Annotated in this window: 14 protein-coding genes; 8 read left to right on the forward strand and 6 right to left on the reverse strand. The window is 42.5% G+C overall.

Annotated features, from left to right (window positions below; genetic code table 11):
* Window positions 1–61: 61 nt before the first annotated feature.
* The 5 genes from ABID99_RS15165 to ABID99_RS15185 all read right to left on the reverse strand — a co-directional run bounded on the left by ABID99_RS15165 (window position 62) and on the right by ABID99_RS15185 (window position 4746).
* Window positions 62–1711, reverse strand: a complete 1650-nt coding sequence (locus ABID99_RS15165; protein ID WP_373614229.1) for a serine hydrolase domain-containing protein — start codon at window positions 1709–1711, stop codon at window positions 62–64.
* A 58-nt stretch (window positions 1712–1769) separates the two neighbouring features.
* Window positions 1770–2585 (reverse strand): helix-turn-helix domain-containing protein, encoded by an 816-nt coding sequence (locus ABID99_RS15170; protein WP_373614230.1) that lies wholly within the window; start codon window positions 2583–2585, stop codon window positions 1770–1772.
* Between the two features lie 66 nt (window positions 2586–2651).
* On the reverse strand, window positions 2652–3392 hold the full coding sequence (locus tag ABID99_RS15175) for an ABC transporter ATP-binding protein (RefSeq protein WP_090524482.1): 741 nt from the start codon (window positions 3390–3392) through the stop codon (window positions 2652–2654).
* A gap of 171 nt (window positions 3393–3563) precedes the next feature.
* Window positions 3564–3950, reverse strand: a complete 387-nt coding sequence (gatC, locus tag ABID99_RS15180; RefSeq protein ID WP_371328316.1) for an Asp-tRNA(Asn)/Glu-tRNA(Gln) amidotransferase subunit GatC — start codon at window positions 3948–3950, stop codon at window positions 3564–3566.
* Between the two features lie 40 nt (window positions 3951–3990).
* Window positions 3991–4746 carry a lysophospholipid acyltransferase family protein gene (locus ABID99_RS15185; protein ID WP_373614231.1) on the reverse strand — a complete coding sequence of 252 codons (756 nt, stop codon included), beginning with the start codon at window positions 4744–4746 and terminating at the stop codon, window positions 3991–3993.
* Between the two features lie 37 nt (window positions 4747–4783).
* Here ABID99_RS15185 and trpS point away from each other — a divergent pair, with 37 nt between their 5' ends.
* The 6 genes from trpS (at window position 4784) to ABID99_RS15215 (ending at window position 10862) form a co-directional block, all read left to right on the forward strand.
* Window positions 4784–5779: a tryptophan--tRNA ligase gene (gene trpS / locus ABID99_RS15190; protein ID WP_373614232.1), complete on the forward strand. Its 996-nt coding sequence runs from the start codon at window positions 4784–4786 to the stop codon at window positions 5777–5779.
* A 125-nt stretch (window positions 5780–5904) separates the two neighbouring features.
* Window positions 5905–6519, forward strand: coding sequence for a deoxynucleoside kinase (locus tag ABID99_RS15195; protein WP_090524476.1), 615 nt, complete (start codon window positions 5905–5907; stop codon window positions 6517–6519).
* Between the two features lie 14 nt (window positions 6520–6533).
* Complete coding sequence (locus ABID99_RS15200) at window positions 6534–7208, forward strand: hypothetical protein (protein WP_090524474.1); 675 nt, start codon at window positions 6534–6536, stop codon at window positions 7206–7208.
* Window positions 7205–7939: a 3-deoxy-manno-octulosonate cytidylyltransferase gene (gene kdsB / locus ABID99_RS15205; protein ID WP_373614233.1), complete on the forward strand. Its 735-nt coding sequence runs from the start codon at window positions 7205–7207 to the stop codon at window positions 7937–7939. The genes ABID99_RS15200 and kdsB overlap by 4 nt, the downstream gene beginning before the upstream one ends.
* 250 nt (window positions 7940–8189) lie before the next feature.
* Entirely contained in the window at window positions 8190–9326 is a 1137-nt protein-coding gene (locus ABID99_RS15210) for an FIST signal transduction protein (RefSeq protein ID WP_373614234.1), read from the forward strand.
* Window positions 9327–9329: 3 nt separating this feature from the next.
* Entirely contained in the window at window positions 9330–10862 is a 1533-nt protein-coding gene (locus tag ABID99_RS15215; RefSeq protein ID WP_373614235.1) for an ATP-binding protein, read from the forward strand.
* A 58-nt stretch (window positions 10863–10920) separates the two neighbouring features.
* Here ABID99_RS15215 and ABID99_RS15220 read toward each other — a convergent pair whose 3' ends face one another.
* Window positions 10921–12498 carry an IPT/TIG domain-containing protein gene (locus ABID99_RS15220; RefSeq protein WP_373614236.1) on the reverse strand — a complete coding sequence of 526 codons (1578 nt, stop codon included), beginning with the start codon at window positions 12496–12498 and terminating at the stop codon, window positions 10921–10923.
* 296 nt (window positions 12499–12794) lie between these two features.
* On the opposite strand from ABID99_RS15220, the gene ABID99_RS15225 reads away from it, so the two are divergent.
* Both ABID99_RS15225 and yidC read left to right on the forward strand, forming a co-directional pair.
* Complete coding sequence (locus tag ABID99_RS15225; protein WP_373614237.1) at window positions 12795–14405, forward strand: CTP synthase; 1611 nt, start codon at window positions 12795–12797, stop codon at window positions 14403–14405.
* A 22-nt stretch (window positions 14406–14427) separates the two neighbouring features.
* The gene (gene yidC / locus ABID99_RS15230) at window positions 14428–16275 is read left to right on the forward strand and encodes a membrane protein insertase YidC (protein WP_373614238.1); all 1848 of its coding nucleotides are present in this window, start codon (window positions 14428–14430) and stop codon (window positions 16273–16275) included.
* Window positions 16276–16384 lie beyond the last annotated feature (109 nt).

Below are 16384 nucleotides of genomic sequence, written 5' to 3' on the forward strand. Positions count from 1 at the left end.
GTCTCCCGTAACCTATCCCTACAATATATTCAGAGACGCAATTATGCGCCCCTACAGAAAATCATTTTAATACCGCCGGTAAAATATAATCTTTCATCATTCTATCAACCTGCGAATGCGCGTAGGGCGTGTTGTAGGCCTCGGCGGTTATAACAACTACCAGTGGCTCATCGGTAAAAACAAAGATCTTGTTGCCGCCATTGCCTGAGCAGTAGTAAGTTTCGTAAGCTTCGTTGTTTACCCAATAGGTTTTGTTCCAGAACAGGTAACCGTAAAAGCCCTCACCTACCACATCTTTTGGTAACGTAAGGTGTTTGGTAAATGATTCCTTAACCCAGCTTTGCGAAATTACCTGTTTGCCATTCCATACACCGCCATTTTTATACAATTGCCCGAATTTGGCATAATCAAGCGAGCGCATTTGCAGGCCGCCGGCGGTATTGGGTACATTCTGTGGTGTGTATTGCCAGCGATAATTACTGATGCCCAATGGCTTGAACAGCTTTTCGGCCGAATATTTATCAAGTCCGCCGGGTACCGATTTGTTCAGAATATCGCCTAATACCACCACACCGGCTGTAAAATAATTCCATTGTTTACCTGCCCTTTTATTGCTGTCTGTTTTAAGGCCGAGGGTAAATTTAACCCAATCATCGGTGGGGTACATATTTTCTTCATTCCCCGGCGAATCACTTTGGTTGTCATCCGCGTCAAAAACGGAGCTCATGGTAAGCAGGCTTTTTAGTGTTACATTTTCCTTTTGAGGTGAGTAGTTACTGAACTTCTTAAGGTCATAAAACTCCTTTAAGGTTTGATCAACGCTTTTGATATAGCCATCATGAACTGCTATCCCCATCACGGCCGAAGCAAATGTTTTACCAACCGAACGGGGATTGTGCAATGAATCGCGCGCGCTGCCGTTAAAATACTCCTCAATTAGCAACTTGCCGTTCCTGATCACTACCACGCTGGTGATCTGTTTAAACCTGTTGCCGGCAATAAGGGCATTCATCTCCATGATCTTCTTTTTATCAAAATCTTCTTTTGATACCTGCCAGCCGCTGCCCGGTTTTATATTTTGCAGTTCGGCGCCTCTGAAATCAATTGCCGGTACGGTAACCCTAATCCCTCCCTGTGCTATCGGCTCACCTACTTTCAAATAAGGGACAGCAACATAGGGCCTTACTTCAATTTTGAGCCGGTGCGCACCTGTAGTAAGCGCGTCTTCCCCGCCGTGGGCCATAAACCGCCCCCACAAAAAGCGTCCCCATGAATCTTCTCTCCGGCTACTGACGAGCGGAACAAAAATGGTGGTTTTTGTATTTTTTACGATGGGCAAATTGGCCCCTTTATGCAGGTTTTCCTGGTAAACCTGCCTGCCATCTACATAAAAGACAAACTGAAAATTCCCCCCGTTCAATTGTTCAATACTTAACGACGGCGCTAAGCTATGCTGGTAATTGGTTAATGAATTGGCCAACAAAAGCCGCATGTACAAATTATTGGCAGGTTTAGCCTCATAGCTTGTTAACAGATCGGTTTGTTCCAGTTTTTCAAGCGGGATAGTATCCGCCTCAAAAACAACCTTACCCATATTGGCTTTTTGAAGAACGGAGGTTATAGGTTCAGGTTCGATGATATTGCCCACCTGCGCGAATGTTTTACAGCCGGTTGTAAGTATAATGGAGATTATGAGTAAATAACGTTTCATTTTAATTGTTTAGATATTACAAATCTGCGTCTATCAACACTTTTAAAATAGAACAGAATTAACATGGCTTTAATAAAAACTTACGATATGCCGACGGGTTACTGCCGCCAAACTGTTTGAAGCAACGTAAAAAATGGCTTTGATCGGCAAATCCGCAGGCATAGGCGATATCTGTTAAGGATAACCCGCCATCTGCCAATAAAGCAAACGCTTTTTCAACCCTGAGCTTGCGGATATATTCGCCCATAGTACAATTGAAATATTTTGAAAAATTACGGGATAAATGAACCGGGTGGAGCCGTAATAGCCCGGAAAGTTCGGCAAGCGTATGTTTTCGGGCCGGGTCATCTCCCAATAATTCCTTTAGCTTGTTAACCCAGGCAGGAATTTGCCGTGAAGTGCCAGTATTATTTACCTGCATTTTATTGAGCGTTTGCAGCAATAACATTTCTACAGTCATTGCGGTCAGCTCGTCACAAATCTTTGATTCTTTAAAAATCCGGTATAAAATAAATTTCACATCCGGGTCCTGAATGGCAAAGCTGCCTTCCAGTTTATCTTGTTTAAAGTCCAGGTTATCGAACCAGCGCTTTTGCAATTCGATATGAAAGCCGCGGGTAAAGCCTTTGGGCTTGATGTTATAGTGCGGATCATGCCAGTTATGAAACAGCAGGCTGCCTGCCGGGCAATGATAAACCTCCTTTTTATTGCCCTCAATAACATTACCGGCCAATATAAAAGTGAAGTAGGCATTTTCATGGTAATGCCAGTCCACCTTATCAAGGGTATATTCGGTATCAGTTATGGTGATACCCTGTAAATGCGTTGTTTGATTGGTTTGTCCGTAGAAGCTGCCTGTTTGTAGTTGTTTCACGGAGATAGATTTGCATTATACTGTAGATAATAAAAGCTATAACTCCCCCCTCAGTGGCTGGGGGGCTTACACCTCCTCTACCCTGCGGTCAACGGTTTGAACATTGGTATTAACGTAGTCATTCTCTATTAATCCATCGCGCATCCTCACTATGCGGTGGGCGTGCAAGGCAATATCTTCTTCGTGCGTTACCAGGATAATGGTATTACCTTTGGCGTGGATATCTTCAATAAGGCCCATGATCTCGATGGATGTTTTGGTATCAAGGTTACCTGTTGGCTCATCGGCCAGTATAATGGATGGATTATTGATCAGCGCCCTTGCCACAGCAACACGCTGTCTTTGCCCGCCCGAAAGTTCATTGGGTTTGTGATCCATACGGTGACCAAGGCCAACATTTTTCAATGCATTGCCGGCACGTTCCTTACGTTTTTCTTTATTAACGCCGGCGTAGATTAGTGGCAGCGCCACATTATCCAAAGCAGTATTACGGGGCAGCAGGTTAAATGTCTGGAACACGAAACCAATTTCCGAGTTACGTACTTCGGCAAGTTGACTATCGGTCATGTGGCTCACATCTATCCCGTTAAGGATGTACTGCCCTTTGGTTGGGGTATCCAAACAGCCCAAAATATTCATGAGGGTTGATTTGCCGGAGCCGGAAGGGCCCATCAAAGCCACAAATTCGCCTTTGTTAATAGAAAGCGAAACTGATTTAAGTGCGTGGATCACCTCGGCACCTATTACATATTTACGCCCGATATCTTTTATGGTTATTAACGGCTTGGCAGTATTTATTGGCTCCATGAATTATTTTTTATTTGGACTGCACTGGGGTGCCGAATGTTACAGTGGTTTTTATTTTTAGTGGTCGGTAGTACGTAAGTCCGATGTCCGCAAGTTTTTAGTCTAACTTACTACCGTCTTAACTTTCGGACTTCTCCGACTTACCGACTTTCCCGACTTTCGGACAAAAAACTATTTCTCAATCACTTTGGCCACCAAAAAGTAGTCTTCGTCATGTTTAGGGGCATTTTCCAAAGCTTCTTCGTGGGTAATTTGTTGTTTAACTACGTCTTCGCGCAGCACGTTGGCACCGGTGGTCATATAAACCAGCGGTTCAACACCTGTGGTATCCACCTCGTTCAATTTAGCCATAAAATCAAGGATCTTGCTCATATCCTTCATCGCATCCTGCACTTCGGTTTCAGTAAGTTCAAGGCGGGCCAGGTGGGCTACTTTTTCAACGGTTTCTTTATCTATGGTCATGCCTGTTGTTTTTTGTTTTATAATAGCGTGATCCTCATCGCGCAGTGCGCCGGCATTATCCATGCTTAACTGGGCCGCTTCAATGGGTTTATGCACAAATATATTACAAATTCCCGGTCTGCTGTCATATAATTGACTAAGCCAGGGTAGAAACAGCGCCTTCAAACTTTAAATCATTGTTCATAATTTCAAATACTTCATCCCGTAAAGCATCGGCATCGTCGATACTCAAGTGTGCCGTTTCAATAGGCTTATGAACCTTAAATTTAGAGATCCCTGGCCTGCTGCCGTGCTTAATGCCGGTGTCCCAAAGTATTTGCCAGGTATTGGCCGACGATACCGGGATGACAGGTATTTTTAACTCAATAGCCAGCCTGAAAGGACCATTTTTAAACGGGCAAAGCTGCGGGGGATAATGATCCGAAATTCCGCCTTCGGGGAAAATGATAAGAGAAACGCCCTCCTGTAATTTCTCGGATGCTTTTTTAAACGCCCGGAACGACGACATTTTACTATCACGGTTAACAGGAATATCCACCGTACGGAAAAACAGGCCGGTTACCAGGCCATTTTCCAGCTCATGTTTGCCCATAAAACAGCAATTGCTTTTAACCAGGATACACATAGCCGAAATATCAAGGTTTGAGGTATGATTAGGACAAATGATATAAGGCCTGCTCCAGTCAATCGGTTGTTCATATTCAAAATGGTAAAATATGCCCGCAAAAGCAGAGCTCACTAATCCCCAAACCCTTCTGAATGAATTGAGCGTATGATAGCGTTCGGACTTACGAGAAAAATAATAGAAAAAAGGCCATAATATAACGTAGCCCAGGGCCACGCTCACAATGTAAAGATATACGTGTACTTTTCTCAATATCATTTTCATCATTACCAAAAATAGAAAAATTCCTTACTTTCGCCACACTATGGAGACTGTTGTTAGTGGCATCCGTTCGACCGGAAACTTACACTTAGGAAATTATTACGGAGCGTTGCAAAACTTTATAAAAATGCAGAACGAATACAACTGCTTTTTCTTTATTGCCGACCTCCACTCGTTAACTACACACCCTACGCCTGCCAACTTACATGGCAACGTAAAACAGGTGCTGATAGAATATTTAGCCGCGGGCATCGACCCTGAAAAGGCTACTATATACGTGCAATCGGATGTTCCGGAGGTTACTGAATTATACCTGTACCTGAACATGAACGCTTATTTGGGCGAACTGGAACGCGCAACTTCTTTTAAAGATAAAGTACGCGCCAATCCCGAAAATGTGAACGCCGGCCTGCTTACTTACCCGGTTTTAATGGCGGCGGATATTATTATCCACAAAGCTACTAAAGTGCCTGTAGGTAAAGATCAGGAGCAGCACCTTGAAATGGCCCGCACTTTTGGTAACCGTTTCAACAGACTATATAACCATGATTATTTCCCTGAGCCTTTTGCCTTTAGCTTTGGCGAAAGTTTGGTAAAAATTCCGGGATTGGATGGCAAGGGAAAAATGGGCAAATCAGAAGGCGAAGGCAACGCGATATTTTTGGGCGATACACCCGAAGCCATCCGCAAAAAAGTAATGCGCGCGGTAACCGATAGCGGCCCTACCGTTGAAAACCAGCAAAAACCACAGGAGATCCAAAACCTGTTTGATTTAATGAAGGTTGTTTCCACCCCTGATACTCTCGCCCACTTTGACGGGCTTTATAATAAAATGGCTATCCGTTACGGCGATTTAAAGAAACAGCTTGCCGAAGATATGGTACTGGCAACGGCCCCTATCCGCGACAGAATCAACGCCATTGCCAACGACGCCGATTACCTGCGCAAAGTAGCCGAAATGGGTGCCGAAAAGGCCCGCGAAAGCGCGTCAAGAACGATAAAGGAAGTTAGAGAGATCATCGGCTTCAGGAAATTTTAAATAGCGGGTTTTGATAGTTCATAGTTCATAGTGTATATTAGTCGGAGTTCATTTCAAAACAGCGGGTGTTCTTCGTTAAAAACATCAGCTATGAACCATGAACTATAACCCATGAACTAAAATATATGCACTTAGCTATTGTAGGAAATATAGGCGCCGGAAAGACCACCCTTACCGAGATGCTGACCAAAAATTACGGATGGGACCCTTTGTATGAAGCAGTAGATAACAACCCCTATTTAGAGGATTTTTACAGCGACATGAAGCGCTGGAGCTTTAACCTTCAGATCTACTTCTTGAATAGCCGTTACCGCCAAATCATCGATATCCAAAAAAGCGGGCATAATATTATACAGGACCGCACCATTTACGAGGATGCCTATATTTTTGCCGAAAACTTGCATGATATGGGCCTGATGACCACGCGCGATTACGAAAACTACGAATCAATTTTTCAAAATATCACCGAGTTTATTAAACCGCCCGATCTGTTGGTTTACCTTAAAGCATCCGTGCCTACCCTGGTAAGCAATATTCAGCGCCGAGGCCGTGAGTATGAAATAGGTATCCGTTTAGATTATCTTTCAAAACTGAACGAAAAGTATGATAAATGGATCAACAATTATAAATTGGGCAAACTCCTCATCCTTGATAAAGACAATCTTGATTTTGCTAACAATACCGAGGACATGGCAACCATTGTGAACTTGATTGAAAGGGAGATTAACGGGCTGTTTTAATAGTTTAATAGGGTATGAAGAAGTTTTTGATCTTCGCTTTATTATCTATTCTTTTATTCTCCTGCGAACATAGTTCAGAAAAACAAGTAAATATCAGCACGTGGCATCTGCTCAGTTTGAATAGTTTCAAACTATGGTTGCCTCCTAACTGGCATTTCCAACAGGAACAAGGCATAGACTCTTTTGTAGGTAGAATTATTGCTCCAACCGATACTCTCTCTTTCGAAATTAGTTCGATGGGATATGCTAATCACTTATTACTATCAGAACAGGAGTATATAAAAACTAACGACTGGCAACGCGGATGTGATTTTTGCGATAGAGAACGTACATATAGTGACGCCCCCAATATAAAAGTCAAAATTTCAATACATAAACCTACCGCTAAGCAAAAAAGCAAATTTCCTAAAGCTGACTATATTGCAGATATACTTACCAAAGATAGTACAGTGTATATTCCGATAGAAATCCCTGCAGAGATAAAAGATCACAACTTTAATGAAGAGTCGAAACGAGATTTTATTGTAAAAACAGTTTGGCCAAAAAATCCTTCAAAAGGAATTACTGGTATTTATTATCAAAGTAAATCATCAACTTTAAACTTCCAACTATCAGGCAGTAATTTATCAAAGCAGGATCAGGACTTAGCTTTGCAAATGTTTAAAACCATTGTAATAAAAATCAAATGAAAATCTTAGGCATTATTCCCGCTCGTTACGCATCGTCACGTTTTCCCGGTAAACCATTGGTTGATATCGGCGGTAAAACTATGATCCAACGCGTATATGAGCAGGCAAAAAAATGCCGGAGCCTGAGCGAAGTTGTCGTGGCTACCGATGACGACCGGATCTTTAACCACGTAAACGGTTTTGGCGGCATTGCGGTAATGACAGGTGCCAACCACCAAAGCGGCACCGACCGTTGTGCCGAAGTTGCCCGCCTGCACCCCGGGTATGACGTGATCATCAATATCCAGGGCGATGAGCCTTTTATTGACCCTGAGCAGATCACCAAATTAACAGCCTGCTTTAACGATCCGGAAACCCAACTGGCCACTCTTATAAAAAGGATCCTGACCGAACAGGAACTCCATAATACCAATTCGCCCAAGGTGGTGATCAATAAATTATCCCAAGCTATTTATTTCTCCCGCGCTACCCTGCCCCATATCCGCGGCCAGGAACCCGAGAATTGGCTCGAATTTCACACCTTTTTCAAACACATCGGCATTTACGGTTATCGCGCAGATATATTGCAGGAAGTTACCAAACTACCGGTATCCCCGCTTGAAAAGGCCGAAAGCCTGGAGCAGCTTCGCTGGATAGATAATGGTTACCGTATCAAAGTGGCCGAAACCGAGTTGGAAACCCATGCCGTTGATGTGCCTGAAGATCTGGAGAAACTGAAGTTTGATATATAGTTTCTGATTCAACCCTCCCAATAGATTAACACTTCCCGTACTGATAACCTTGTTATTCTTAATACGTATAAGATTAAGCGTACTGTATTAAAGTCCAATTTAAACTATTAAAACACAATTCCAATATTTATAATTAATGAATTTTCTGTAAACAATAAGCTGTTTAATACTTTCATATTTCAAGCAATTTTTGTTTCTTAATTTATTAACTTCATCTGTAGCATCACCATATTATTAACCTAAAATCATCATGAAGATAAGGCAGCATCATTTTGTAAACAAGGGTTGGGTAAATTACTTTACAGACCCTGAATTTAGTGCTGAAAAATGTCAGTTGGTACTTGCTTTCGGTGCACCGAAATTAATTACCGGTCCTGAAATTTATGATTATCTTAAAAAGAGCTATCCTAATGCTAATGTAGTTTTTGCCTCCACAGCTGGCGAAATCATGGGCAGTGATGTGTATGACGACAGCATTGTTGTAACCGCGGTTGAGTTAGAAAAATCATCCATAGCCTGTACTGCTACCCATGTGAACAAACAGGCCAACAGTGCCGAAACGGGAGCCTTCCTGATGTCGCAATTGGATAAAAAAGGCTTAAATTGTGTATTCATTATATCCGACGGCACTTTTATAAACGGAAGTGAACTGGTTGACGGCTTTAACCGCGATAATCCGGGCAAGGTTCCCGTAACCGGAGGCCTGGCCGGCGATGCAGCCCGGTTTAACAGCACATTTACCAGCCTTAATGCCGTTCCCGCTCAAGGAAATGTGATAGCCATAGGCTTTTATGGTGATAGCCTGCATATCAGTCACGGCTCAAGCGGGGGCTGGGAAGAGTTTGGGCCTCAGCGAAGCATTACCAGGTCGGATAAAAATGTACTTTTTGAGATAGATGGGAAAAGCGCGCTCGATCTTTATAAAGAATATTTAGGTGAGTATGCTAAAGAACTGCCCGGTTCGGCCCTGCTGTTCCCTTTATCATTAAGCATTGAAGGCTCTGACAAAAAGCTGGTGCGAACCATATTGAGCGTTAACGAAGACAAAAAATCAATGACCTTTGCCGGCAATTTACCCGAAGGAAGTAAAGTACGCCTGATGAAAGCCAATTTTGAAAAACTGATCGGTGCTTCATCATCGGCCGCTGCCGACGCAGTAACCGGGCCGGAGCATGCCGATCTGGCTATATTGATTAGCTGCGTGGGCCGAAAACTGGTGCTTAACGACCGTACAGACGAAGAGTTAATGGCAGCCAAACATATCTTCGGCAATAAAACGGCTATGGCGGGCTTTTATTCATACGGAGAATTGTCGCCCCTTAACAAGGGGTCGAACTGCGAATTGCATAACCAAACCATGACCATCACAACCTTTACCGAACGCTGATTTATGGAGTACCATCACTTATTGGATAAGCAAATAAAAAAATTACTCCCGGCGCAATACCTGGAAGATGAAGCTATTTTACAGTTTTTAGGTGCCGTAAATAACAGCTTTAAAAATTTTGAAAAGTCGATAAAGCTTGCAGACCATGCCTTTAATGTAAGTGAGCGTGAATATGTAACGGTTACTGATAACCTGCGGTTACAAAATGAGATCAAACAGCGCTCCATCTCACAATTGAAAGAAGCCATCAGGGCACTTAATCCCGATGTGGAGTTAAACATCTCCGACTCAGACGATGACCTGATCCATATCATCAGCTTTTTGCACGAGCGCATAGCTAAAGCCAAAGAACTGGAAGTTGCCCTGATCCACTCAAAAGAACTTGCCGAAAAAGCGGCCATGGCTAAGGCGCAATTCCTGAGTATTATGAGCCACGAAATCCGTACGCCAATGAACGCCGTTATTGGTTTTACTCACCTGCTCATACACCAGGACCCCAAGCCCGAGCAAATGGAATTTCTGAACTTCCTGAAGTTTTCGGCCGAAAATCTGCTGGTACTCATCAATGACATATTGGATTTCAGCAAGATAGAGGCTGGCGGAGTTGAGTTTGAAAGCGTTGACTTTAGTCTTACCGATCTGATCAAAAATATCCGCCTGGCCCTGCTGCAAAAGGCAAACGAAAAAAACATCCAGATAAAACTGATGATGGACCAGGATTTACCCAATGCCATCATTGGCGATCCGGTGCGCCTGGGCCAGATCCTCACCAACCTAATGAGCAATGCTGTTAAATTTACCCATAAAGGAAAAGTGACGGTAACCGCGTCGTTAGCAAACAGCACAACTGACTCATCAACCATTGATTTTGAGATATCCGATACCGGGATAGGTATAACGCCTGATAAAATTGATCATATTTTTGAAAGCTTTAACCAGGCCAGTTCAGATACAACCCGCAAATACGGCGGCACAGGCTTGGGTTTAACTATTACCAAACGCCTGCTCCAACTGCTTGGCAGCGATATTACCGTTGAAAGTGAATATGGCAAAGGCTCGGTATTTAATTTTACCCTTACCTTTAAAAACAGCAAAAAACAATTAAGCAGCACAGCCGATAGTGATGAGTTTTATCGCTTAAAAAGTCTTAAGGGTACAAGGCTGCTAATTGCCGAAGATAACCAGATCAATGTGATACTGGCCAAACAGTTCATGAAACAATGGGAAGTTGAATGTGATGTTGCCGAAAACGGCGAGATAGCCCTGATGCTGGTGCAAACCCATGACTATGACATGGTTTTGATGGATCTGCAAATGCCCGAAATGGATGGTTACCAGGCTACCCGCGCTATCCGTGAACTACCTGATGATAAGTACAAAAAATTGCCCATTATAGCCCTTACTGCATCTGCCATGCTTGATATCCAGGATATGGCCTTTACCGTAGGTATGAACGATTATGTAAGCAAGCCTTTTAATCCTAACGAGTTGCACCGTAAGATAGATATGTATAGCAGGCAAAGAGAAAGTGTGTAAGGCCAACTTACTAACTTCATAGATACAATGCCCTTAAATTTAATTAAAGGAAATTCTCTTAATTAAGCGCCAATCTTGTTATTTTTCCATCAAAACCGAAAGCATACATTACTTTGTGCTTATCGTCATATAATAAGCTGGTAATCATTGGTAGTGTTACATTATCAAATGAACCGGTAAAAACCTGGAAAGGACGCGGGAAGGGAGTATATGGGTCTATCCCAGCTATTTTGGTTACCTCAAGTGTGCTGGTATGTAAATCTACCTTACGTATTAGTTGATTATAGGATTCTCCCGTGTAAATATCACCATTAGCCATTGTAAAAGCCTCTAACTGCCAAAACACGGCAGAATTTAGCGGACCGTTTACATAATTAACCGATGAGGCGTTGTGAGCAGAATAAGGGAAACCTATTGTTGTTTTAACTTTGTTATGATCCAGTTTATAAAATTCAATTAACACATGGGTAGGGACGCCTCTAAAATATCTTAACACATACAATTCTTTACCTTCAACTACCAAATCTCTTGCACGAGCACCTTCGTAATAAATATCATAAGTGCCGTTTGTATTTAGCCGAACCAGGTCATTATCATCCGTTGAATAACCTGTACCATTTGTCGTCAATACCTCGCCCGTGCTAAGTATAACAAAATCATGTGCCGTTAGCCCGGAACTGCCTAACAACACCGTTGCAAAATCCTTAGTTACAACACCTGTATTAGTGATGGATACAACATAAGCTTTTGATCCTGTTGAGGAAGCGCCAGCAATATAGGCATGTAACCTACCGTTGGAATCCCGGGTTATACCAACGCCGCCATAACTACTTAATGTATTATCAAAGCCAATATCAGCTATGCTAACCTTTTTAAGTACACTGCCGTCTTTGTATGAAAGTTTGTATATCTGGCCGTCTTTCGAATTAATACCCCATAAGTTTCCATCGGTGTCAATTGCATTAGCATAATCAAATGATACTGTACTACTGATGTCATAGGCCTGACCTGGCGTTCCAAATTCAGAAGCCGGAACGATCTTGAAGTTATTAAAGTTACTTCCGGCTATCATAGTTGCATTTTTACCCCTTACGGTAAGAGTTACCGGACCACTGGTAGCCCCAGGTGGTATAACAGCCGTTAAACGCGTATCACTAACCTTCTGTATAGTGGCATCTACTCCATTAATTTTCACAACGTTATCAGAAATCGTGGAGCTAAAGTTCGTACCATTAAGTGTTATTTGTGTGCCGGCCGGTCCAGTAACTGGTGACATGCTGGTAATAGTGGGTAGGGATACTATTGTTACCAATCCAGCTCTAATAGTTTGGCTGTTTTTAACCCTGAGCATCAAAACCCAGGCTCCGTCTGATGCTTCTGGTATCGTTACTGTTAGCCGTGTAGGCGTAGCTGCTGTAACCACTGCAGGTTGCCCGACTCCAAAAATAACGACATTATCTTTGATTTTTGTACTGAAATTGGAACCAATAATATTTATCTGATCTCCCGCGGAGCCCACATTGGGCGCAATAGTATCTACAATTGGTATAAGAACATCAGACTCTCCATGCTTGGTACACCCCATGCAAAAAGTCCACAAAATTAAAAGTGAAAATAGTTTAGATAAGTATTTCATCGGTTTAGGTTGATATATCGACGACAAATTTAATAATATATCTATAAATATTCGTCGCTAAATCAAAGAGAGATGATTATCGTGTATCCGAAGTCTGTTAAAACTCTGGGCGTATGCCCACAAGGAACAAGAAATCCCCATAAAGCGCTCTCTATAAAACACTTACAAATAAATTACATTAACAGTTCCCTTTTTTAAAAACAGCTACGCCGAAGCGTGAAAATTTTCGTACTTTTGTATCCCGTACAGAAACAATTGGTCGCGGTATAAAAGCCCGGTCATTTTCAAAAAAAATCATGACTAAATATATTTTTGTTACGGGCGGTGTTACCTCATCGTTAGGAAAAGGTATAATCTCTGCTTCTTTAGCCAAACTACTTCAATCCCGTGGTTACCGTGTAACCATCCAAAAGTTCGATCCCTACATCAATATCGATCCGGGAACCCTTAACCCTTATGAACACGGCGAATGCTACGTTACCGAAGATGGTGCCGAAACCGATCTTGATCTTGGCCACTACGAGCGTTTCCTGAACACTCCTACCTCAAAAGCCAATAACATTACTACCGGCCGCATTTATCAAAATGTAATTAATAAAGAACGTGAAGGAGCTTTTTTAGGAAAAACTGTACAGGTAGTGCCCCACATTACCGATGAAATAAAAAGAAACTTCCGCATATTGGGCGAAAGCGGCGATTACGATATCGTGATCACCGAGCTTGGCGGTACTGTAGGCGATATTGAATCATTACCATATATTGAGGCTGTAAGGCAATTCCGTTGGGAAATTGGATCGGCTAACTCTTTAGTTATCCATCTTACACTGGTACCATTCCTTGCAGCAGCAGGCGAATTAAAAACCAAACCTACGCAGCACTCGGTAAAAATGCTATTAGAGTATGGTATCCAGCCCGATATCCTGGTTTGCCGTACCGAACATCACCTTACCAATGATATCCGCAAAAAAATTGCACTATTCTGTAACGTAAATATCAACGCGGTGATTGAATCTATTGACGCGCCAAGTATTTACGATGTACCTCTGTTAATGCTGAAAGAACAGCTTGACAAAACCGTATTGACTAAATTAAAACTTCCGCACAAAAACGAACCAAACCTCGAAAACTGGAAAGAGTTTCTTGGCCGCCTGAAAAACCCGACTGCCGATGTACGTATTGCGCTGGTTGGTAAATATGTGGAGCTGCCGGATGCTTATAAATCCATTACTGAAGCCTTTATCCACGCAGGTGCTAAACAGGAATGTAAAGTGCGGATTGAATATATCCCTTCAGAACAGCTTACGCCCGAAAACGCTGTTGAAAAATTAAAAGGCATGCACGGCGTGTTGGTTGCCCCCGGATTCGGCGAGCGTGGCTTTGAAGGTAAGATCCAGGCTATCCGCCACGTACGCGAAAATAATATCCCTTTCTTTGGTATCTGTTTAGGTATGCAATGTGCGGTAGTTGAGTTTGGCCGTAACGTATTAGGTTTTGAGGGTGCCAACAGTACCGAAATGAATCCCGAAACCCCTTACCCGGTTATCGGCATGATGGAAGATCAGAAAAATATCACCAACAAAGGCGGTACCATGCGTTTAGGCGCTTATCCCTGCGATATTAAAAAAGGCACTAAAGCGGCGGCTATTTACGGAAAAAACCATATTTCGGAAAGGCACCGTCACCGTTATGAGTTTAATAACGAGTACCTTAAGCAATATGAGGCTGCGGGCCTTACCCCATCTGGCATTAATCCTGACAATGGCCTGGTGGAGATTGTAGAGCTTAAAAACCACCCGTTTTTTGTCGGTTCGCAATTTCACCCCGAATTAAAATCAACAGTTGCTAATCCGCACCCACTTTTTATTAACTTTGTCGCCGCTTCGCTGGCTTATGCCCGCAAAAAATAAGTAATTGTACGATAATTAGATAATGGATAAAAATACGTTTACAGGATTATTCCTGATCATGGCGATCATTGCCGGCTCGATATACTTTTTAAAGCCATCGGAAGCCGACCTTAAAAAAGAGCGCGAGGTACAGCACCAGGATTCGCTGAAAAAAGCCGGCGCCGCTGTAGCTGCCGCTGCTGCTAAAACCACAGCTAAGTTTGATACCGCCAAAACAGCCAAAGTTGATTCGGCCTTGTTAAAAATGCCTTTTGGCGCCGCATCTGTTGGTAAAGAAGAGTTTGTTACCATTGGTAATAAAGAGTTGCTTATTAAATTAAGCACCCATGGAGGCAAGGTAGCTTCCGTTGAGTTAAAAAACTACAAAACTTTTGATAAGAAGCCCCTGGTGCTTTTCAGCGGCGACAATAACCAATTTGGATTGAAGTTTGCCGCCGGTGTTGCCAATATCAATACCAACAATTACTATTTTACCCCAAGTGCAAAAGAACTTAACATAGCCGAAAAAGATTCCGGTTCGGTTACTATGCGTTTAAGCTATAGCCCTACCCAATATATTGATTATATATACAGCTTAAAAGGTGATGGTTTTAAACTTGGATTAACCATTAAGCCTACCGGCCTTGACGGCGTTATTGCCAACAGCAGCACCATTAACCTTAACTGGGCCACCAGCCTGCGCAAACAGGAAAAAGACATCAAAATGGAGCGTCAGTATTCAACGGTGTACTATTACAATACCGATGGGGATGCTGATTACCTAAGCGAAGGCAAAGACGATCAAAAAACTATCAGCGATAAAAAAATGGCCTGGGTTGCTTTTAAACAACACTTCTTTTCAAATGTGCTGATAGCTAAGGGCGGCATTTCCAAAACAGATATTGCTGTTGCTACTGATTTTAACGATACCACCGATGTAAAACAAATGAAAGCCGACCTGTCGCTTAGCCGCGGCACTGATGGTTCTTTACCGTTGGAGTTTTACTTTGGACCTAACCGTTTTAATACGCTTAAAGACCAGGGGCATGACCTTGATAAACTGGTTAACCTGGGCTGGGGACCGTTAAAATACATCAACCGTTTCGCGGTATTGCCGGTATTTAACTTTCTTAACAAGTTTAACTGGAACTATGGTTTGATCATCCTGGTATTGACTGTATTGCTTAAGCTGGTGTTATCACCGCTTACTTACAAGTCATACCTTTCAATGGCCAAAATGCGTGTGCTGAAGCCCGAAATGGATGAGATCAAAGCTAAAGTTGGTGAGGATAACCCTACATTATTACAACAGGAGTATCTTAAGCTTTACAAAAAAGCAGGTGTTAACCCATTGGGCGGCTGTTTACCATTGCTCATCCAGATGCCTATAGTTATCGCGTTCTTCCGCTTTTTCCCAAGCCTATTTGAGCTAAGGGGCGAAAGCTTCCTGTGGATGCATGACCTTTCAACTTATGATTCGGTTATTAAATTTGCTCCGATAGCTTTCCTTGGCGGTGTTAACCACATTAGCTTAATGTGTTTACTGATGACTATTTCAACGTTGATCTATACTTATTTCAACAACCAGATCTCCGGTGCTACAGGGCAAATGAAATACATTGGCTACATTACTCCGCTGATTTTCCTTTTCACGCTGAACAGCTACCCTGCCGGTTTGAACTATTATTACTTTTTGGCCAACATGTTCACCTTTTTACAGCAATACCTGATCAAATTCATGGTTGATGATAAAAAAATCCATGCCCAGATCCAGGAAAACAAAAAGAAACCTGAAGATACTAAGAAGAAAAAATCAGGCTTTGGCGCCAAAATGGAGGAGATGATGCGCCAGCAACAACAGATACAGGCTAATAAAAATAAGAAGTCTTAAGTCTTTAGTCGGAAGTCCGCAAGTCGGAAAGTCTGAAAGATATTTAAGCCCCTGGGAAAGTTTCTCAGGGGCTTTTTCTTTTGCCTTATTTCTGTTTTTATAAGCTGGG

The sequence above is a fragment of the Mucilaginibacter sp. OAE612 genome (assembly GCF_041806395.1).
GTDB classification, from domain to species: domain Bacteria; phylum Bacteroidota; class Bacteroidia; order Sphingobacteriales; family Sphingobacteriaceae; genus Mucilaginibacter; species Mucilaginibacter rubeus.